20 protein-coding genes and 1 pseudogene are annotated in these 19,329 nt (G+C 35.9%); 14 read left to right on the forward strand and 7 right to left on the reverse strand.

Translation table 11 applies throughout. The features are described 5' to 3' along the window. The first annotated feature begins 10 nt into the window (after positions 1-10). From AB3I72_RS03615 to AB3I72_RS03635, 5 genes are all read left to right on the forward strand, one after another. Positions 11-970, forward strand: coding sequence for an aromatic acid exporter family protein (locus AB3I72_RS03615; protein WP_061101376.1), 960 nt, complete (start codon positions 11-13; stop codon positions 968-970). Positions 971-1,087: 117 nt separating this feature from the next. Beyond that, a complete protein-coding gene (locus AB3I72_RS03620) occupies positions 1,088-2,041 on the forward strand; it encodes a hypothetical protein (protein WP_002360064.1) in 954 nt (317 codons plus the stop codon). 154 nt (positions 2,042-2,195) lie between these two features. Next, positions 2,196-3,533, forward strand: a complete 1,338-nt coding sequence (gene murC, locus AB3I72_RS03625; protein WP_002357163.1) for a UDP-N-acetylmuramate--L-alanine ligase — start codon at positions 2,196-2,198, stop codon at positions 3,531-3,533. 197 nt (positions 3,534-3,730) lie between these two features. After that, on the forward strand, positions 3,731-4,216 hold the full coding sequence (locus AB3I72_RS03630; protein ID WP_002357164.1) for a MaoC/PaaZ C-terminal domain-containing protein: 486 nt from the start codon (positions 3,731-3,733) through the stop codon (positions 4,214-4,216). After that, positions 4,209-4,895 (forward strand): Bax inhibitor-1/YccA family protein, encoded by a 687-nt coding sequence (locus AB3I72_RS03635; RefSeq protein WP_002357165.1) that lies wholly within the window; start codon positions 4,209-4,211, stop codon positions 4,893-4,895. The genes AB3I72_RS03630 and AB3I72_RS03635 overlap by 8 nt, the downstream gene beginning before the upstream one ends. Positions 4,896-5,083: 188 nt before the next feature. Here the strand turns inward: AB3I72_RS03635 and AB3I72_RS03640 are convergent, their stop codons facing one another. From AB3I72_RS03640 to AB3I72_RS03650, 3 genes are all read right to left on the reverse strand, one after another. Next, positions 5,084-6,886: a glycerophosphoryl diester phosphodiesterase membrane domain-containing protein gene (locus AB3I72_RS03640; RefSeq protein ID WP_368023581.1), complete on the reverse strand. Its 1,803-nt coding sequence runs from the start codon at positions 6,884-6,886 to the stop codon at positions 5,084-5,086. Positions 6,887-6,986: 100 nt separating this feature from the next. Further along, positions 6,987-7,586: a TVP38/TMEM64 family protein gene (locus tag AB3I72_RS03645; RefSeq protein WP_002357169.1), complete on the reverse strand. Its 600-nt coding sequence runs from the start codon at positions 7,584-7,586 to the stop codon at positions 6,987-6,989. Positions 7,587-7,816: 230 nt separating this feature from the next. After that, the gene (locus AB3I72_RS03650; protein ID WP_002419919.1) at positions 7,817-8,191 is read right to left on the reverse strand and encodes a VOC family protein; all 375 of its coding nucleotides are present in this window, start codon (positions 8,189-8,191) and stop codon (positions 7,817-7,819) included. A gap of 197 nt (positions 8,192-8,388) precedes the next feature. Between AB3I72_RS03650 and AB3I72_RS03655 the strand changes: the two genes are divergently transcribed. The 4 genes from AB3I72_RS03655 to rplS all read left to right on the forward strand — a co-directional run bounded on the left by AB3I72_RS03655 (position 8,389) and on the right by rplS (position 11,603). Further along, a complete protein-coding gene (locus AB3I72_RS03655; RefSeq protein ID WP_002360069.1) occupies positions 8,389-9,750 on the forward strand; it encodes an Nramp family divalent metal transporter in 1,362 nt (453 codons plus the stop codon). Between the two features lie 107 nt (positions 9,751-9,857). After that, positions 9,858-10,382 carry a ribosome maturation factor RimM gene (gene rimM / locus AB3I72_RS03660; RefSeq protein WP_002360070.1) on the forward strand — a complete coding sequence of 175 codons (525 nt, stop codon included), beginning with the start codon at positions 9,858-9,860 and terminating at the stop codon, positions 10,380-10,382. Further along, on the forward strand, positions 10,372-11,112 hold the full coding sequence (gene trmD / locus AB3I72_RS03665; RefSeq protein ID WP_002381776.1) for a tRNA (guanosine(37)-N1)-methyltransferase TrmD: 741 nt from the start codon (positions 10,372-10,374) through the stop codon (positions 11,110-11,112). Before rimM ends, trmD begins: the two co-directional genes overlap by 11 nt. Before the next feature lie 143 nt (positions 11,113-11,255). Continuing rightward, positions 11,256-11,603, forward strand: coding sequence for a 50S ribosomal protein L19 (gene rplS, locus AB3I72_RS03670; protein WP_002357176.1), 348 nt, complete (start codon positions 11,256-11,258; stop codon positions 11,601-11,603). A gap of 121 nt (positions 11,604-11,724) precedes the next feature. On the opposite strand, the gene AB3I72_RS03675 is transcribed toward rplS, so the two are convergent. Beyond that, on the reverse strand, positions 11,725-12,630 hold the full coding sequence (locus AB3I72_RS03675; RefSeq protein ID WP_368023583.1) for a polysaccharide deacetylase family protein: 906 nt from the start codon (positions 12,628-12,630) through the stop codon (positions 11,725-11,727). 223 nt (positions 12,631-12,853) lie between these two features. On the opposite strand from AB3I72_RS03675, the gene yqeK reads away from it, so the two are divergent. From yqeK to AB3I72_RS03690, 3 genes are all read left to right on the forward strand, one after another. Continuing rightward, positions 12,854-13,432 (forward strand): bis(5'-nucleosyl)-tetraphosphatase (symmetrical) YqeK, encoded by a 579-nt coding sequence (yqeK, locus tag AB3I72_RS03680; protein ID WP_002419916.1) that lies wholly within the window; start codon positions 12,854-12,856, stop codon positions 13,430-13,432. A gap of 90 nt (positions 13,433-13,522) precedes the next feature. Then, positions 13,523-14,524, forward strand: a complete 1,002-nt coding sequence (locus AB3I72_RS03685) for a DUF4767 domain-containing protein (protein WP_002419915.1) — start codon at positions 13,523-13,525, stop codon at positions 14,522-14,524. Positions 14,525-14,859: 335 nt separating this feature from the next. Continuing rightward, on the forward strand, positions 14,860-15,612 hold the full coding sequence (locus AB3I72_RS03690; RefSeq protein ID WP_002374588.1) for a DeoR/GlpR family DNA-binding transcription regulator: 753 nt from the start codon (positions 14,860-14,862) through the stop codon (positions 15,610-15,612). A 40-nt stretch (positions 15,613-15,652) separates the two neighbouring features. Here the strand turns inward: AB3I72_RS03690 and AB3I72_RS03695 are convergent, their stop codons facing one another. The 3 genes and pseudogenes from AB3I72_RS03695 to AB3I72_RS03705 form a co-directional block, all read right to left on the reverse strand. Beyond that, complete coding sequence (locus tag AB3I72_RS03695) at positions 15,653-17,056, reverse strand: PTS galactitol transporter subunit IIC (protein WP_368023585.1); 1,404 nt, start codon at positions 17,054-17,056, stop codon at positions 15,653-15,655. Between the two features lie 94 nt (positions 17,057-17,150). Next, positions 17,151-17,453, reverse strand: coding sequence for a PTS fructose transporter subunit IIB (locus AB3I72_RS03700; protein WP_002357185.1), 303 nt, complete (start codon positions 17,451-17,453; stop codon positions 17,151-17,153). A gap of 1 nt (position 17,454) precedes the next feature. After that, positions 17,455-17,948: pseudogene (locus AB3I72_RS03705) on the reverse strand (PTS sugar transporter subunit IIA). A 222-nt stretch (positions 17,949-18,170) separates the two neighbouring features. Between AB3I72_RS03705 and lacA the strand changes: the two are divergent. Continuing rightward, on the forward strand, positions 18,171-18,599 hold the full coding sequence (gene lacA / locus AB3I72_RS03710; RefSeq protein WP_002357188.1) for a galactose-6-phosphate isomerase subunit LacA: 429 nt from the start codon (positions 18,171-18,173) through the stop codon (positions 18,597-18,599). 25 nt (positions 18,600-18,624) lie between these two features. Beyond that, positions 18,625-19,140 carry a galactose-6-phosphate isomerase subunit LacB gene (lacB, locus tag AB3I72_RS03715; protein WP_061101371.1) on the forward strand — a complete coding sequence of 172 codons (516 nt, stop codon included), beginning with the start codon at positions 18,625-18,627 and terminating at the stop codon, positions 19,138-19,140. The last annotated feature ends 189 nt before the right edge of the window (positions 19,141-19,329 follow it).

A 19,329-nucleotide genomic window follows, 5' to 3' on the forward strand; every position in this document is an offset into this window, starting at 1 on the left:
GGGAGTATGCATGAAAATTGGTTTACGAACAGTCAAGACAGCCATTAGCGCTGCATTAGCAATGATTATTGCGGAAAAACTGGGATTACTTTATGCCCCTTCGGCAGGGATTATTTCAGTTTTAAGTGTTACTAGCACGAAAAAAACATCTGTCATTACAGGAATTTATCGTTTGTTATCCTTAGCTTTAGCAACTATTTTAGCGTATATTTGTTTTACTTTTTTAGGTTTTACAGCGATTGCTTTTGGTATTTTTTTGTTATTATTTATTCCAGCAGCTGTGTATTTTCAATTATCTGATGGGATTGTTGTGAGTTCCGTTTTGGTAACTCATTATTTAGTCGAAAAAAATCTTTCTTGGGCGATTATTGGAAATGAGTTTTTATTAATGAGTATTGGTGTGGGACTAGCGTTATTAGCTAATTCTTATATGCCTGATACAGAAAAACGTTTAAGAGAAGACCAAGAAGTCATTGAAACAATGTTTCGTAAAATTTTAAGGGAAATGGCGCTACATTTAAACAACGCTGCAGGAGAGCGAAATTTGGTCATGTATTGTGCAGATTTAAAAACCTTTATTCGCACAGGCGAGACGTGGGCCAAAAATCATGCCGAGAATCAATTGCTGTCTACCAATACGTACTATTTAGAGTACTTTGCGATGAGAAAAATGCAAAGTAATATTCTAAAAAACATGTTGGAATTATTAGAAGATATTACTGTTGATGCGCAACAAGTTCGCTATATTCAACAATTGTTGGAATATACGGCAGAAACATTTGCAGAGAATAATGATGGACAAGAAATTATGAATCGAATTAAGAACGTTTATGAAACCTATCGCACAAAACCATTGCCGCAAACAAGAAATGAATTTGAAAATCGGGCGCGGCTCTTTCAGTTTTTACAATTATTTCAGTCGTTCATCCAAATCAAAGCGGACTTTGCCAAATTACAACTAGATAAATAAACAGAAAAAGAAACCTTTTTAAACAGAGGTTTCTTTTTTGTTCTCTTAAAAATTCAGGCAAGTTCTTTAGTATTCATTGAGAATGTGTTAAACTAATGAGAAAGAAAAATAAAAGGAATGACCGCAATGGATAATGCTCAAGTGAAGAGAAAACATTTCCGTTTTCCAGCTTATGATGATGAACAGGGCGTAAAATTACCAACAGATAATGAACGTAACTTATTTCAAGATGATCTGATTGGTAAAGCAATGTCTGGTAGCAGAAGAACTGCAACATCTGCCGAAGATACTAGACAAAGCACACCATCCGTCCAACAACCAACAACGAATCAATCAACTACAAATAAACAAACACAACAATTAACGGCAGCACAACAAGAGCAATTAGCACGTCATCGTTCTAATTTGCCAGACTATACAAAACATGCTAGTAAAGCAACGAAAAATAAACAAGCAACGAAAAAAAATAATAGCCTTTTTGGGACACCAAAAGGAAATGGCTGGACACAAACGTATAAAAAAAAAGAAGTCGTAGCGAAACCAAGTAGACCTGCCGCATCACCATTAGTGCAAAAAACGACACCTTCTTATTTTGTTCCTAAATATATCCCGGCTTCTGTGATTCCTGAGGAACAGGAACCTAGTTTTACTGAAGAAGAGTTGCTAAAAGCAATGAAAAAAGATCGTCGTTCATATGTGATTCTTGATGATGAACCAACGGCTTTTCAAGTGAAAGATACGGAAGAAGATCCAACGGTGCGGAAATTTAATATTCCAACCTCAGAACCTGAGATTCCTTTAACTAGACGACAATATCAACAAATCAAACCAGACTTAGAACGTTTTGGCGAAGATGCGTTAGATTTACGTTCGCGTTCCCGTTTGAATGCCGCAAAGAAAAATGCTAAAAGTCAAACTGCTTATGGGAAAAAATTAGCTAAAGCGAATGCTCAAGTGGAGCCGGAAGCACCTGTGACAGAAGAGAAGAAAAAGGGCATCTTGGATAAACCATTAAGTGGGATGCTAGAAGATTCAAGTTCTGTATTAGAAAACAGTAAATATTTTAGTTAAGAGATGAAACTTGCATGTGGATTTGAAACATGTAAGTTTTTTATTCTGTTTTAATAGTTGATTATTTTTTTGTTTTATACGATAATGAATCTCGTATGATTGAAATTTTTTTAAAAAAGGTATGTTTTATATAGTGACAGAGAAGAGGATTATAATGGGAAATCAAGAGAACAAATTATACCATTTTGTCGGAATTAAAGGTTCTGGCATGAGCTCATTAGCGTTGGTCTTACACCAAAAAGGCTACAACGTTCAAGGATCAGACGTAGAAGAGTATTTCTTTACACAACGGGATCTTGAAAAATCAGGTGTCCCTATTTTACCATTTAATGCAGATAATATTGATAAAGACATGATTGTTATTGCTGGAAATGCTTTTCCAGATACCCATGAGGAAATCGCCCGCGCCATCGAATTAGGCGCAGAAGTAATTCGTTACCACGATTTCATTGCTCGTTTTATCGAACCCTATACAAGCATTGCTGTAACAGGATCACATGGGAAAACAAGTACGACTGGTTTGCTAGCACATGTATTAAGTGGTATCAATCCAACTAGTTATTTAATAGGTGATGGCACTGGCCACGGCGAACCAGATGCTGATTTCTTTGCATTTGAAGCGTGTGAGTATCGCCGTCATTTCTTGGCTTATTCACCAGATTATGCGATTATGACGAATATCGATTTTGATCATCCAGATTACTACAAGAGCATTGAGGACGTTTTTTCAGCGTTCCAAACAATGGCTCATCAAGTCAAAAAAGGAATTTTTGCTTATGGTGATGATAAGTATCTTCGTCAGTTAGAATCAGAAGTGCCAGTTTATTATTATGGCGTCAGTGAAGAGGATGATATCCAAGCACGAAATATTCAACGAACAACGGAAGGCTCATCTTTTGATGTTTATCACAAGGATGATTTTGTAGGTCATTTTGTCTTACCAGCATTTGGCCATCACAATATCATGAATGCGCTAGGTGTGATTGCTGTGGCTTATTTTGAAAAACTTGATATGCAAAAAGTCGCAGAAGAAATGCTAAGTTTTAAAGGTGTGAAACGTCGTTTTAGTGAGAAAAAAGTCAGTGACATGATTATTGTTGATGATTATGCACACCATCCAGCTGAAATTAAAGCAACGATTGATGGCGCTCGTCAAAAATATCCTGATAAAGAAATTATTGCTGTCTTCCAGCCGCATACATTTACACGAACAATTGCCTTAATGGATGAATTTGCTGAAGCACTGGATTTAGCAGATGAAGTATTCTTATGTAATATTTTTGGCTCTGCGCGTGAAACACAAGGCGAGGTACGCATTGAAGATTTAGGTGAAAAAATTCAAAAAGGTGGACAAGTAATTACCGAAGATAATGTGTCACCTTTACTAGATTTTGAAAATGCAGTGGTTGTCTTTATGGGCGCTGGCGACGTTCAGAAATTTGAACAAGCCTACGAAACATTACTAAGTAACACAACTAGAAACGTTTTATAAGAGAACATAAATAAAATCGGGACAGGGGTATCTGGCTTCAAAAAATAAGAAGCTGCTCCTGTTCCGTTGTTTGTTTTTAAAATCTAGCATGGCAGATAAGTTGGTTTTGTTTAAACATCCTTTAAAGACTACTTTTTAACTTGCCTTTTAAGTACATTTTGGTACAATTATCTTATCAATAACGGAGGTGTACTAATTTGAATATCGGAAAACCGAGAAAATTAGGCAAAACCATCGAAGATATCGAAGAGGGAGATTCGTTGTCCTTGACAGAGTCAATTGAAGACAAGGACTTATTACTTTACTTGGGCTTGACCAATGATGCGAATCCTTTATATATCCAACATGATTATGCCCAAAAAACAGAATATGAAAAACCAATCGTACCATCAATTATGTTGATGGGAATTATCACTAGTGCGATTTCAAAACATTTACCAGGACCAGGTTCACATGTTGTGAATTTCTCTGTGAACTTTGTGGAACCCGTTTTTCATTACGAAACATTGACTTTCCAATTAGAAGTAATCAAAGTCGACAAAATGAAAGATGTGATTACCATTTCAGTTGAGGCTGTTAATGAGCAAGAAAATCGCGTGTTAGATGCAGTGGTGATGGTTCAACCACCTCAAGTGACGATTGATGAACTAACAGAGAAAGAAGGGACTTTAACTTATGAATAATCAAGAGTATATCCAAACTGGAACAGGTTTGAATAAATTTTATGCCAAAATTTACGGATTTTTAGCGTTAGGAATTGGTATTAGCGCAATCATGGCTTATGCAATGACAACTGTCTTTTTACCTGTTCTAGCTACTTTATTCCAATCAAGCTTAGCTTTTTGGATGATTTGGCTTGTTGAAATTGGCTTAGTTTTATATCTAGGCGCAAAAGCACAGAAGAATCCAACCATTGCGATTGCAGGATTTGTTGCGTATGCATTATTAAATGGTGTCACTTTATCCGTGACGTTATTAATGTATACTGGTGGAACAGTGGCCGGCGCATTTTTAAGTGCAGCAGCTACCTTTGGCGCGATGTCATTAGTAGGTGTCTTTACGAAGAAAGACCTATCAGCAGTTGGTCATGCCGCTTATAGTGCCTTAATCGGAATTATCATTGCGATGTTGCTAAATATGTTCCTTTTACACAGTAATGCTGTAGAATTCTTTATTTCCATTTTAATGGTCCTAATTTTCTCAGGAATTACTGCTTATGATAACCAACGTATACGCCAAGTCTATGCGCAAACAGGTGATCAAGCAGGTACTGGGATGGCCGTTTTCTTCGCATTACAATTATACCTTGACTTCATCAACTTATTCTTAGCTTTCTTAAGAATTTTTGGTAAAAACAACTAACATGAACGTAAAAGAGGTCGGGACAGAAGCGTTTAACTCCGAGAAATAAGAAGGAATTTCCGAAAATTGTTCTTTAATTTTTGGATAATTCCGGCTTATTTCCGAAGGAGTTGCTTCTGTTCCCGCCGTTTATCAGTTTTTGAGCGTGGAGCAAAAATCCAAAGTGATTTTTGTCCCACGCTCTTTTTTTAACCCATTCCAATAGCGAAATTTAACAGTTTATCGGAGTATGTTGGATTTTCTAAATCGGTTTTCATTGTTTCATTCAGTAGACTGAGCTGATCGGTAATGATGCCATCGACACCATAAAAAATCATTCGCGTCATAACATCTTCATCATTTGCTGTCCAAGCATAAACCTTTTTCCCATCATGATGAGCGGCATTTACAAAGTTACGATTCATTGTACTGTATTCCATAGTAAAAAAGTCAACTGGCATTTTAGGCGGTCCCACAATGTTGAAAGGAATAACGTAGCCTACATAAAAGCGTGGTTCTTCTTTCTTTAAGGCCATCGCCGTATCATAGGTTAAGGTATGAAGGATATGACCGTTTTCTAAAATATTTTCACGGTATTGTTTGACAAAGCGCTGCACTAAATCAGGGCTATCCTGAGGCGTGGTTTTGATTTCAATTAATAAACGTTGTTTTAATTGATTGGCTTTGGCTAAATAATCATCAAAAGAAACCATTTTAGCAGTTTGACCATTTTCTGTGACATTCATATTCGTTAATTCTTTAAGTGTTAATTGATTTGGTCGTTTATTAACACCCGTTAATGCCCGTAAATTAAAATCGTGCATGACAATAAATTGATGGTCTTTGGTTTCTTGAATATCCATTTCAACATAATCAGGTTTTGCCTTATTGGTCTCGATTAAAGAGTCCAAGGTGTTTTGAACGCCATTGTTACCATTGACACCACGATGGGAGATGGTAACCGGTTTTCGGTCAGGTGTATGACTTAGGTAATTCGTATTATAGGTGCCTACACCAATTCCGAAGATGATTGCAATCAAACAAAAAAGAACGACTCTGAAGGTGGTCCATTCTACCCGAACCTCTGATTTCGGGGTGAACCATTCTGGCGTGTCAGGCAAAATCCCTTCATCCTCCATATCATCAACAATAATGTAAAAAATAGCAACACTAGACAACACCAAGTTTAAGAGCATCATAACCTGAAGGAGTGTCATAGCGATGACAGCGCTAGGTAAAGACCACTCAGGTTTAAACGTTTCAACGGCGGTTTGACCTAAAAATATCAAGAAATAGCCAGCCGTAAAAATCCCTAAAACAGTTCCACCAATGATAATAAATTGTCCTAAAATCTGGAAAAAGCGTCGCTTTGTAATTTGCCAACTACGTTTCAAAGACTCACGAAAACCAACATCACGTAAAATCAACTCTGGAAGGGCAAAAGCAAGTCGAATCGCTAAATATAAGATAATCAGTTCTAACAATACGAAACCAATAATAATAATGACGCGATTTGCAAAAATAAAATCTAAGATAAAGGCTGGAATCTTAACTCTTGTTAATAAATAAGAGCGGAAGGTTAACCCACTTAATGGTAAAATCAAAAAGAAATATGCCAGGAAAAACAGAAAGGTAATTCCTCGAACTTTTTTGATCTGAAGCAAGGTGCCGTGCAATAATTGCGTTAGAGTAATTGGTTGCTTTTTCTTAATAAAATAAACACTAAGCAATAAAAAGGTAAATTCAAAAAAGAGCGCCAGTAAAATTAACAGCCCAATTAGTAGAAAAGTCAAAAGGACATAGGGATGTTGCATAGCAATTGCCCCTAAGTTATCGTAGGAAATATAATCAATCCCACCTTCTTTGAGTACCAATTTGGACAAACTTGTCAATAAAGGCAATAGAACGAATAACATAAATCCGTGCATCAAGAGCACGTCGCGAAAATACGCCGTTGTCCCTTTAAGAAAATCTAGCGTATTCACAATACTATTTTTAAAATAACTAAACATCAAAAGTCCCCCAGTTTCTACCAAAATTCCATAATAAAAGGACTAAATCAAACTGACACAGGCAGAGTTTTGATTTAGTCCGTTCGCTTTTTTATTTATTTTACATTCCCAGTAAGCTAGTTAAAAATGTACCGCCATAAATTAACGCAAGACTATATAAATAGATAGAAGCAGGTTTTGCTAATAAAATAATCAGAGTAAATTTTTTCACAGACATTTTTGTTAAACCGGCCATTAAACAAAGCGCATCATCCGGTGCAATCGGGAAGAAAATTGCTAAAGCAAACAATCGTTCAAAACGTTTTTCATTGTCTAACCAACCGATATACTTGTTATATGTTTTATCACTGACAAGGCTCATAATGAATGGTTTCCCATAATTACGACCTAATAAGAAAATGATAATAGAGCCAAGTGCAATACCAACGTAATTATAGACGAAGCCCATTGTTGGCCCGAAAATCAAGACCCCTGCAGCACAGCTAACACCACCAGGAATAATCGGAATAACCACTTGAATAATCTGAATTAACATGAAAATAATCGGACCGAGAATGACAGATTGCCCTACTAGTCCTCTTAGTGCATTGATGTCCTTGAAGACACCTAATCGGATAAAATAGATGGTTGCAATTATGGTTGCAACAATGCCCAAAATGGAAATAATATTAACAATTTTTCTAGATAGGGTAACACTCACATTTCTCATCTCCTTTAGTTATACTCATCGTACTTTTAGTATATAACTTTTTATCAATAAAAAACATCGTTTGTTCTTTCTGCAAACGAACAAAGTTGTAAGATACACATCATTTGATAAGTTTATTATACAAAAAAAGAGACAGAAAAGACATCCTACTTAAGACCCATTCTGCACTGATCTTTCGAAAGAGAGTTGAAGAAACGAAAGTGGCACATCTTTTAGTAATATTATAGAGGGGCAAAGAGTGAAATTAAATTTGCATCTACGTCTTTAATGATTGCGTATCGTTGGCCCCAAGGTGCATTCCAAGGTTCTTTAAAAACAATGTAACCAGCTTGGCTCATTTTTTTCACGGTGCTATCAACTTCTGCGGCCGTTTCACAAAGAAAAGCAAGTTCGATTTTATCGCCTTGCTGACTAGGCGCAAACCCATAGACGCCAGTAATCATTTGTAGTGAATTTAAAGAAATCCTGACGCCATTGTTTTGTAATTCTGTGTAATCGGGCGAAGCTTCTCCCAGCACGTTAAAACCTAGCGTTTGGTAAAAAGAGAGTGCTTGTGTCATATCGTTGACGATAATACCGACCATATCTAACTTCATCCTCATAACCTCCGATCTATGATAAAATAAGTGTAAGGGATTTTTTGGTAAAAACCAAACGATTTATAGCGAAAGTGCTTAAAAAAATTAGAATGTAACAGTTTACAACGAAGAATAAGAAGACTATAATTATGTTAACTAGTTTTAGGTATACCTAAAAGTGAAATGTGTGAACAAGATAGATTGAGGGATGTTGGATGAAAGAAAAGAAAACGGAAAAAATGCTTAATTATGCAAATGGACCTAGTTTAGAAGAGATAAATAATACCGTCGAGGTACCTAAAAATGCTAGCTTTTGGCGAACTTTGTTAGCCTATAGCGGACCTGGCGCTTTAGTAGCTGTTGGTTATATGGATCCAGGAAATTGGATTACGTCAATTGCTGGCGGAGCGGAATATAAGTACACGTTACTTAGTGTGATTTTGCTTTCTAGTTTAGTTGCCATGTTACTACAAAGTATGGCTGCGCGCTTAGGAATCGTGACAGGAATGGATTTAGCCCAAGCGACTAGAGAGCATACAAGTAAACGAACGGGCGTTGCCTTGTGGGTGGTGACGGAGTTAGCCATAATGGCTACAGATATCGCTGAGGTAATTGGTGGTGCCGTTGCTTTGCAATTATTATTTGGTTTTCCATTATTAATTGGTGTGTTGATAACAACGTTTGATGTTTTATTACTTTTGCTACTGACAAAGTTAGGCTTTCGCAAAATCGAAGCAATTGTTTCTTGTTTAATTGCAGTCATCTTTTTTGTTTTTGCTTATGAAGTGGCATTAGCAGATCCAAATGTTGGTGAAGTATTACGAGGTTTTATTCCAGACACAAAAATAGCGACAGATAAATCCATGTTATTTTTAGCCTTGGGAATCGTTGGAGCGACAGTCATGCCTCATAACTTATATTTGCATTCTTCCATTGCGCAAGCTCGGAAATTTGATCGTAACGATGATGCTGAGAAAGCCAAAGCAATTCGTTTCACTACTTGGGATTCAAATATTCAATTAACTGTTGCTTTCGTCGTAAATTGTTTGTTGCTAATCCTAGGGGGAGCATTATTTTATGGAACCAACAGTGAATTAGGTAAATTCGTTGATTTATTTGATGCTCTGAAAAATCCAGATATTGTTGGTAATATTGCTAGCCCAGTGTTAAGTATTCTTTTTGCAATTGCTTTACTGGCTTCGGGTCAAAATTCAACGATTACAGGTACGCTGTCAGGACAAATTGTAATGGAAGGCTTTATCCATTTAAAAATGCCGTTGTGGGCAAGACGAGTGTTAACTCGTTTGTTAGCAATTGTGCCAGTCATTATCTGTGTCATTATTTATGGCGGTAGCGAAACGGCTGTTGAAGACTTGTTACTTTATACGCAAGTTTTCCTAAGTATTGCTTTGCCAGTGTCGATTATTCCTTTAACGATGTATACAAGTGATAAAAAATTAATGGGCCAATTTGCGAATCCAGCGTGGGTGAAATTTTTAGCTTGGATTATTGCAATTGCCTTGACGTTATTGAATTTATTTTTAATTTATGGCACATTAACTGGTTTAACGAATTAATAAAAACAAAGGCTGACTGGAAAAGTTGGCCTTTGTTTTTTCATAGAATTTGCGCGTAAGAAATGGTAGAATAGGAAAGATGAAATACAAGGAAGAGAGGCTTTCACGTGACAGATTATTTAAATGTAGGAAAAATTGTGAACACACAAGGAATCAAAGGAGAAGTTCGGGTCATTTCGAAAACGGATTTTCCAGAAGAACGTTATCAAAAAGGGGCAACGTTACTGCTATTTCAAGAGAAAAAAGCACCAATTGAATTGGTCGTGAAGTCCCACCGCAAGCATAAGAATTTTGACATTTTAAGCTTTGAAGGACATCCAAATATCAATGATGTTGAAAAATATCGTGACGGTATTTTAAAAGTTGCAAAAGACAATCTCGCTGAGTTGGCAGAGGACGAATTTTATTATCACCAAATCATTGGTGCCACTGTTTATGATGAAACTGGTAGTGAACTGGGAAAAATTAAAGAAATTTTATCTCCTGGTGCGAATGATGTGTGGGTCGTCCAACGACCAAAGAAAAAAGATTTACTTTTACCGTATATTGAAGGCGTTGTTACAAAAGTCGATGTCGAAAATCAACGGATTGATGTGGACATTCCAGAAGGATTGATTGACGATGAGAATTGATGTATTAACTCTTTTTCCTAGAATGTTTGAAGGACCAATGGGGGAATCAATTATTGGGAAAGCTCGGGAAAAGCAGTTATTAGAATTGAATGTCTCTAATTTTCGCGATTTTTCAGATAACAAACACCAAACGGTCGATGATTATCCGTATGGCGGTGGCGCAGGGATGCTTTTAAAAGTACAACCGATTTATGATAACCTAAAAGCAATTGAAGAAGAGACAAACCAGCAACCAAAACGGGTCATCTTATTAGATCCAGCAGGAAAACCGTTTAATCAAAAAATGGCCGAGGAATTTTCACAAGAAGAACATTTAGTTTTTATTTGTGGACATTATGAAGGCTATGATGAGCGAATTCGCACGATGGTCACAGATGAAGTTTCATTGGGGGATTACGTTTTAACAGGGGGCGAATTAGGCGCAATGGTCATGATTGATGCGACAGTCCGTTTATTACCTGATGTCTTAGGTAACAATCTTTCTGCACAAACGGATTCACATTCCACTGGCCTATTAGAGCATCCACAATATACCAGACCTGCTATTTTCAATGATATGGAAGTCCCTGCCGTGCTAACGAATGGTAACCATAAATTAATTGCAGAATGGCAACTAAAAGAATCATTACGACGGACCTTTTTGCGTCGACCTGACATGTTGGAATCAGTAGAAATGACGCCTGAAATGTTGAAGTTATTAGAGGAAATTAAACAAGAAGAGCAAAAATAAGGGAACTTTCAAGAAAATTCTCTTTACAGCTTATTTTGTCTGTGGTAAACTAATTTGGTGAGTGCAATGCGCTCTAACTATTACAATATTCCGCTGTGGCAGAAGTGACCATAAGAATATTTGGGAATAAGGAGAAGGATAAAATGAATCCATTAATTCAAGAATTAACACAAGAACAATTACGTACGGATATTCCTGCGTTCCGCCCTGGTGACACTGTTCGCGTTCATGCGAAAGTAGTCGAAGGTACTCGTGAACGTATCCAGTTATTCGAAGGTGTTGTAATTAAACGCCGTGGTGCTGGAATCAGCGAAACTTACACAGTACGTAAAGTTTCAAATGGTGTTGGTGTGGAACGTACATTCCCATTACACACACCACGTGTTGCTCAAATTGAAGTGGTTCGCTACGGTAAAGTACGTCGTGCAAAACTTTACTACTTACGCGCATTACACGGAAAAGCAGCTCGTATCAAAGAAATCCGTCGTTAATCTTTACTATTCGACAAACGAACACCCTCTTGCTGAGCAAGAGGGTGTTTTTGTGTGTAATTAAGCAGAAAATCAACATTGACTAAGACCAGAAATACTTCCTTTAGTGCTCCGAGTTGCTCTAATATAAGACACCAAATTGATAACCATTTGCTTGATAAAACTCTATTAATTGTGGCAATGCTTGTTTTGTTAATTCCTTATCTACTGAATCATGCATTAAGACTACTCTAATATTATAATCCGGATAAACCTCAAGTGAATGTTGATGGAAAGCGAGCATTTCTGCGACTGTAGTAGGCTGTCTGTCTAACGGCTCCGCATCCCCAACCATCGCATTCCAGTCAATCCAATGGATGCCAAGTTGTTTGAATAATTCATCAGATTTTTCTGTACCTCCCCATGACATATGACCTCCTGGGTATCGCCAGAGAGTTGTTTGAAATGTTTCGCCCAGTATTTTTTTTAGAGAGTTCTCCATGGTTGCTATTTCCGCTTGTATTTCTTCAGTGTTGACAATCCCGTTTGGATATAACGTTGCATAATCATGAGTTGAACTATGAAAGCCTATTGAATGCCCTTCTGCGACTTCGCGTTTCACTATGTTTTGATTTTCGGAAGTTAGGGTATTTCCTACAAGAAAAAAAGTTGCGTGGACGTTATACTTTTTTAATATATCTAGGACTTGTGGGGTTATTTGATTATTAACGCCATCATCAAAGGTTAAGAATACTAATTTTTCACCTTTGTAAGGTTCTTCTCCAGTTATATATTTTCTGATTTTGTCTGCTGAATAAGCATATTTTTTTGATGAAATAGTCATGTATGTTGATTCCTTTTCTAACTTGGTCGGGGAATCTTTTTTTGCAGTTGAATTTTTAGTCGATGTCTGCGTAGTATCATCATTTTTACTTGTTATCTTGGGTTGAGTTAATAGGAACGTTTGAATGAAAACAAGAACAATGAGGATTAACGCACTAAATAATACATACCCGTTTATTTTGAATTTTCTTTTCTTATGTCGCATACTTTCACTCCTCTTTGGTTAATGAAAAAGTTAAAAAATACACCTCCACGTTATACAAAATTGAACGTCCTATTAGTTATAGACGAATTTGAGGACCAAAAAGTTTCAATTTTTTCAATTTAGTTAGTTGTTTATTTAATAAAAAATAAAAGGTTGCTAGAGGATGAAAGGAGTATAATTTATTTATCTAGAAGAGTAATCGGAATGAGAAAGGGCTGTGGAAATGGATTATCAACAGGTGTTGAAAAATGAAATTAAACAATATTTAGTGAGTAAAAACTGTGAGAAGACGTATTATCATTGTATGGAAGTTGGAGAGTATGCCTATCAACTCGGTGAAAAATATTTAACTAGTCCAGAAAAAGTAAGTATTGCAGGATATTTACACGATATCTCTGCGATTTATCCAAATAATCAGAGAATTAATGTCGCACAAAAATATGGGATTGAATTAAACGAAGCAGAAATGGCCTTTCCAATGATAATTCATCAAAAAATTTCTAAGTCTATTGCGAAAATGGATTTTGGTATTGAAGACAATGAAATTTTATCAGCGATTGAATGCCATACAACATTGAAGAAAAACTATTCGGACATAGATTTAGTTTTGTTTGTCGCTGATAAAATAAAGTGGGATCAAGAAGGGAAGCCACCATACTTAGATGGTTTATTACAAGCTTTAAATTGTTCTTTAGAAAATGCCGCATATTTCTATATTGATTATATTTTGAAACACGATATTAAAGTTGTGCATCCTTGGTTATGGGATGCTTACAATCAACTTAAATTAACAATTAAATAACAAATAAACATAGCCGTTTTTAGTCGAGTTTTACTGGTGAGAAAAGGGGAAAAGTAGTACAGTATTCTTGTCAGAAAGAAGGGATTACCAATGAAAAAAATAATCTTGATAGGTCTTTTATTGAGTATTTTATCAGGATGTTCTTCCAATAAAAGTGGTGATAGCACTGCAAGCAAATCAAGCAAGCCGACAGCAACATCAGAAATGAAAGCACCTGCTACCGTTAACAACAGCCAAGCAAGTCAAATGAGCACGGAGTCAAAATCTAGTACGACTCAAAGTAATTCTTCTGCTTCTACTAAAACTGAAAATCAGTTGTGGTCTGCGCAAAAAAAGGCACAGCTACAACAATTTATGGCTGATTGGGGGCAACGGATGAACCAAACGTATAAAGAATATACACTAGGAAATTCAATCAATTTTAATGGTGTTCAAGCGCCTGATGGTCTAGTAGGAAATGTTACTATGCAGCCAGCGATTGGTCAGCATCCCATTTATTTAGAATGGTCTGAAAATGGACAAGTGAAGGATGGATATGCGTTAGTTGCTGTTTACTCTGATGCAGAAACGCAACCAGAAATGCAAAAGCACTTGTATTTATTCACCATCGTTAACAATCAGCCCTTAGTTTTAGTGACGATGCAAAATCAAGGAAATCCTTATGACTATCTATATTTTGGAGCAACAGATAATGCAGAGTTGAGGGCTGGCTTTGAAAAAATTGTAGGTGCCCCGTCAATTACTAAAGAACAAATCCCAAATATTTCAGTCAATCCGTGGTCTTCAAAAGAGGAAGCGATTGATTTTTACGAAGGAATGTATAAAAACACGACAAACGAAATTTCAACTCAAATTGACTGGCATAACTATCAGCGGGCAAATTGGCGCGAAGTAGAAACAAAAGGCGATACTATGACATTACATTTTGCCAACGTGGGCGGTGCTGGGGGCTCATACACACAATTCACGAAAGTTGGTACGAATACTGTTGTTGTATCATTTGATGGCAATGCTGCTTATCCAGATAACCCAAGTAGCGTTTTACTCGTGCAAAACAGTGATTATAAAGTTTTAAGGACTTTGAATCAGTAATAGGGGAAATACATCGTTTACTTAAACATAGGCAAAGGCGGGTTGCTTACCTTTTTATAAGTAACCTGCCTTTGCCTATGTGCTATTTTGGGGGATAGAGGTGCTCAGAGTAGAGGATGTTTTTATGGGAAATTTTTATGCTAGATCTCTATTTGACTAGGCTCAAATAGATCTAAATCAATCGTTGGAGTGATATCTGTTTATATAAAGATAGGCTAAATCGTCAATTTTTTACAAATCGTCGTTCATGTTAAAATAAATGGAGAAATGTTTTAGTATTCATAGTAAGTATTTTATCGTAGAATAAAAGATATACTAACAATGGAGCGATGAAAATGCTAAAAGAAGAAAGATTAAATGCGATAGTCTCTCTAGTAGATCAAAAAGGGGCAATCAAAGTTACTGAAATTATGGAACGATTAAATGTTTCGGATATGACTGTTCGTAGAGATTTGACAGAATTAGAAGCAGCGGGGCGTTTAAAACGAGTACATGGAGGAGCTAGCAGTTTAAATACATATCGTCCACATGAACTGTCTCATGCTGATAAACAAATTATTAATAGTGTTGAAAAAAAAGAAATTGTCCAAAAAGCATTAAGTTTAATTCACGAAGAAGAAACTATCTTCCTAGGACCAGGAACAACTATTGAACTTTTAGCCGAGGCAATGGAATTTAAACATTTAAGAGTAGTAACAAACTGTTTGCCTGTGTTTGAAACGTTAAGTAAAAAAAAGAATGCGTTGACCATTTATTTAATTGGTGGAGAAATGCGACTTTTAACTAAATCTTTTTTTGGTGAAATCGCTAATAAAGCATTAGAAGAAATGCATTTCCATAAAGCATTTTTTAGTTGTAATGCGTTAAAAGATAATAAAATTATGACAGCCACTATTGAAGAAGGACAAACACAAGCAATTGCATTAGATAACTCAATAGAAAAATATTTGTTAATGGATACTTCTAAAGTAGAGAAACAGGATTTTTATTCTTTTTATCAATTAGAAGAAGTGACAGCGGTAGTTACAAATAAAGATAAATTTGACACATCTAAAGTATTGGAAAAAGTTGTCAGGGTGATCTACTAAAAAGAAGAGGTGCAGATGCACCTCTTCTTTTTAGTTTCCCTTATTGAGCTTTTTGAGCATAAATAATATTTCGCTTCTTCATTTGTTTTGCATACCAAATGAAAATCAGTAGATAGGCGACTAGCGCCAGACATGCGTATAAAATAAATTCGAGTTGACCTTGTGATGCATTGCCGACTAAGTATCCTAAGAATTTTTCCATTGGCCCTTCCATGGTAGTATGTGAAATTAAAGTATTATTATTTAGACCCGCTGGGAAAGCACCAACTTTTTTTGCGGTTTCGGTAACGAACGGTGCAATTAGGGTACCAGACCATAAGAACAAAGGTAATTCGATTGCTCCAATGATAATCATTCGGATGAGTTTACCTCTTGTTACTACTAGTAGAGCAGGGGTTACACCCATTGCAATAATTCCGCCAAGTGGTAAAAGTTTGTTGCCAGGTAGGACAATGGCTTCTAATAGCATAATTGGAGCCAATACGTTAGCTGCTGCCCAGATTTCAGCACGACCAGCTAAGAAAGGCCAATCTAAACCAATATTAAGTGTACGTCCTTTTAATTTATTCGAAGCAAAATCAGTGATACCTTGTGATAAAGGCTCAACTGCAGCGATAAACCAAGTTCCAATTAAAGAGAATAGTTCCAAACAGACTGCAGCCGTAAAGGATAGAGAAAAAATTTGCGTGGGTGTTTGGCCAGCTAAAAGACCCACAAAAATCCCTAAGTAAATCCCGATAGCAAATTTTGATCCCCAAAAGCCAATTTTACTATTCAATTTGGCAGCGTCAAAATCGTATTTATCTAACCAAGGGAAAAGCTTATCAAAAATTTTATCAAAAACCATAATGATTGGGTTCATCATATAGTTCATATGCGTGGTAGTCATAGGATTGGTATCTGGGGCGTTAAGTAAATCGTTAAACGTTGGTTTCATTAAGTCAGAATTGATAATTTTTAAAACACCTATGAAAATAACTAAGATTGTTGCAATTATTAAGTTTGCGCCACAAAAAATAGCAAATAAACCAACAATCGATAGATGCCAAATGTCGAAAATATCCACATCTAATGTGTTTGTTTTATTTAGAATTAACATAATGACATTGACAATCACCATAATTAAAAGAAAGTAAAGCGTGTAAGGAGATCCCCAAGTGATGGTGGCTAAAGGTGCCCAACCAACATCTGTAATATTTAAAGAAATTCCTGTACGTTCTACGAAAGAGGCCATTGCATCTGAGAAAGCAGTAGTTAAAAATCCTATAATAGCACTGATACCAGTTAAAGCAATTCCTAGTTTAAGACCACCTTCTAATGCGCGAGTGGGTTTTACCTTAAAACAAAGGGCAATCAGTGTTAAAACAATAGTCATTAAAGGAGCAGCACCTAAATCAATTAAAGGTTTAAAAATTGTATTTGCTAGGTCAATAATCGTATTCATTTATTTTCTCCTTCATAAGCTAAGATAACAAAATTTTTATCTTAGTTTTGTTATTGTTGACAGTGAAGCGTAAGTAATTAGTCTGAAAAGGAAATCATTTGTTTAAAGAGTGAATGATACTTTCCATTTGTTGATAAACAGGTTCAGCCATTGCTGGAATTCGATAAAGAATTGCGCCTGCATCAACTACAGGAATCGTGATTGGGAAACCCAAATCTGTTTTGGCGATTTGGGCGAAAATATCATAATGGGATAGCATCTCTTGATTAATATCTTTAATCATTACGGCATCGCAAGAAACTTGGTAGCCTCTTTTAGATAATTCTGTTTCTAATGCAGATTTGATTTGATGGCTAGAGTTTACCCCAGCCCCACATGCAGCTAAAATTTTGATCATGTTAAATCTCTCCTTTAAAATTTTTTTGTAAAAAATGATAAACTTCTTCTTTATCTTCACATTGAAAAAAAGCCAATAGTGATGAACGGTCTGTCGTGTTAATAAAATCCATGATAGTTGCTAAAAGACCCGTTTGTTCAATACCGTTTTCATTTAAAATCATGAAAAGAAAGGAAACAGAGAGCGTTTCATTTGGGATAATCATGTTATGAAATGATAAGGGTTGATTCAATTTAATCGGGATAATTCTTGTCGTCCGTACAAAGGTACTTTCGGTATGCGGAATGGCGATATTCGGTAGTTCAGGATCAATCGGTGTTAAACTTAAACCAGTCGGATAGTTATGTTCTCGTTCCAATAAATTAGTTAGAAAATCAGGTGTAACTAATTTTTTTTTAACAAATCTAAATAAACTTCTTCAAAAACTTCTTCTTGTGTTTTTTTGTTTGAAATATAGGTAGTATCTAATGAAAAAATCGATGTTTTAATAACCATAGAACCCCTCGTTTCTTTAATATATTATTATTTATTTACAAGTATAATATAAAACGCTTTCAAAAAGATGTCAACACAATATTAAACAATAATAAACAAAAAAGAAAATAAATGTTGAATAAAGTTCGATATTGTTTTATTATGTTTTCGAGAAGGGGATTTGAGTTTAAAGAAAGGGACAGAATTTTAATAGTAGATACACGAGGTAAGGAGGAAAACAAAATGCGTGTCATACTTGGTTCAGATTTAGATGGAATAAAATTAAAAGCAGAAATGAAACAATACTTATTGCAAGAAAAAGTTGAGGTAATCGATAAAAGTGAAAGTGCTTCGGAAGACTTTATAGAAGCAACGCTTGCTGTTGCTCATGAAGTTTTAAAGGATACTGAAAGTTTAGGAATCGTTTTTGATGGTTATGGGGCAGGTAGTTTTATGACTGCTGCTAAAATTAAAGGAATGATTGTCGCCGAGTTGTCAGATGAGCGTTCTGCATATATGGCGCGAGAACACAACAATGCTCGGATGATCACGGTGGGCGCAAAAATTGTTGGAACGGAACTAGCCAAAAACATAATAAAAGAATTCTTAACAGGTCATTATGCAGGCGGGCGTCATCAAATACGTGTAGATATGTTAAATAAAATGGCTTAACAAATAATAGAAAGGAAGCGTTTTTATGAAAATTGCCATTGGTTGTGATCATATTGTGACGGATACCAAAATAGCAGTTTCTGATTTTTTGAAAGCAAAGGGATATGAAATTTTAGATGTAGGCACGTATGATTTTACTCGAACTCACTATCCTATTTTCGGAAAAAAAGTGGGAGAAGCCGTAATGAGCAATCAGGCTGATTTGGGTATATGTATTTGCGGAACAGGCGTTGGAATTAACAATGCGGTTAACAAAGTGCCGGGTATCCGTTCTACTTTAGTTCGCGATATGACTACAGCGTTGTATGCGAAAGAGGAATTGAACGCAAATGTTATTGGTTTCGGTGGGAAAATAACAGGAGAATTCTTGATCTGTGATATCGCTGCGGCCTTTATTGAAGCACACTATCATCCAACAGAAGACAACGAACAACTAATTGAAAAAATTAATCAAGTTGAAAAACAACATCCAGAACAACAAGATGCGCACTTTTTCGATGAATTTTTAGATAAATGGCAACGAGGAGCCTATCATGATTAGTACGTAATCAATGAGGGTTACTTAAGAAAGCGGTCTTAAATAATAATCATTGGTATTTGAGTTAAATTCCCCTTCATTAATTTTTATTGCTGTTTTAACGTAGCACTGTAAAGAGCATTATTAAGAAAAAGTAGTAACAAAGGAACAAATTGAAGGCTATACAGGTAACCATAAAAAGTACACGAGAAA

Origin of the sequence: Enterococcus sp. GC34 (assembly GCF_040886645.1) — a bacterium.
GTDB lineage: Bacteria > Bacillota > Bacilli > Lactobacillales > Enterococcaceae > Enterococcus > Enterococcus faecalis.

What these genes read in the sequence shown, in the direction of transcription:
- AB3I72_RS03615 (WP_061101376.1), top strand. Translation starts at nt 11, where the DNA reads ATGAAAATTGGTTTACGAACAGTCAAGACAGCCATTAGCGCTGCATTA.
- AB3I72_RS03620 (WP_002360064.1), top strand. Translation starts at nt 1,088, where the DNA reads ATGACCGCAATGGATAATGCTCAAGTGAAGAGAAAACATTTCCGTTTT.
- murC (WP_002357163.1), top strand. Translation starts at nt 2,196, where the DNA reads ATGGGAAATCAAGAGAACAAATTATACCATTTTGTCGGAATTAAAGGT.
- AB3I72_RS03635 (WP_002357165.1), top strand. Translation starts at nt 4,209, where the DNA reads ATGAATAATCAAGAGTATATCCAAACTGGAACAGGTTTGAATAAATTT.
- AB3I72_RS03640 (WP_368023581.1), bottom strand. Translation starts at nt 6,886, where the DNA reads ATGTTTAGTTATTTTAAAAATAGTATTGTGAATACGCTAGATTTTCTT.
- AB3I72_RS03650 (WP_002419919.1), bottom strand. Translation starts at nt 8,191, where the DNA reads ATGAAGTTAGATATGGTCGGTATTATCGTCAACGATATGACACAAGCA.
- AB3I72_RS03655 (WP_002360069.1), top strand. Translation starts at nt 8,389, where the DNA reads ATGAAAGAAAAGAAAACGGAAAAAATGCTTAATTATGCAAATGGACCT.
- trmD (WP_002381776.1), top strand. Translation starts at nt 10,372, where the DNA reads ATGAGAATTGATGTATTAACTCTTTTTCCTAGAATGTTTGAAGGACCA.
- rplS (WP_002357176.1), top strand. Translation starts at nt 11,256, where the DNA reads ATGAATCCATTAATTCAAGAATTAACACAAGAACAATTACGTACGGAT.
- AB3I72_RS03675 (WP_368023583.1), bottom strand. Translation starts at nt 12,630, where the DNA reads ATGCGACATAAGAAAAGAAAATTCAAAATAAACGGGTATGTATTATTT.
- yqeK (WP_002419916.1), top strand. Translation starts at nt 12,854, where the DNA reads ATGGATTATCAACAGGTGTTGAAAAATGAAATTAAACAATATTTAGTG.
- AB3I72_RS03685 (WP_002419915.1), top strand. Translation starts at nt 13,523, where the DNA reads ATGAAAAAAATAATCTTGATAGGTCTTTTATTGAGTATTTTATCAGGA.
- AB3I72_RS03690 (WP_002374588.1), top strand. Translation starts at nt 14,860, where the DNA reads ATGCTAAAAGAAGAAAGATTAAATGCGATAGTCTCTCTAGTAGATCAA.
- AB3I72_RS03695 (WP_368023585.1), bottom strand. Translation starts at nt 17,056, where the DNA reads ATGAATACGATTATTGACCTAGCAAATACAATTTTTAAACCTTTAATT.
- AB3I72_RS03700 (WP_002357185.1), bottom strand. Translation starts at nt 17,453, where the DNA reads ATGATCAAAATTTTAGCTGCATGTGGGGCTGGGGTAAACTCTAGCCAT.
- lacA (WP_002357188.1), top strand. Translation starts at nt 18,171, where the DNA reads ATGCGTGTCATACTTGGTTCAGATTTAGATGGAATAAAATTAAAAGCA.
- lacB (WP_061101371.1), top strand. Translation starts at nt 18,625, where the DNA reads ATGAAAATTGCCATTGGTTGTGATCATATTGTGACGGATACCAAAATA.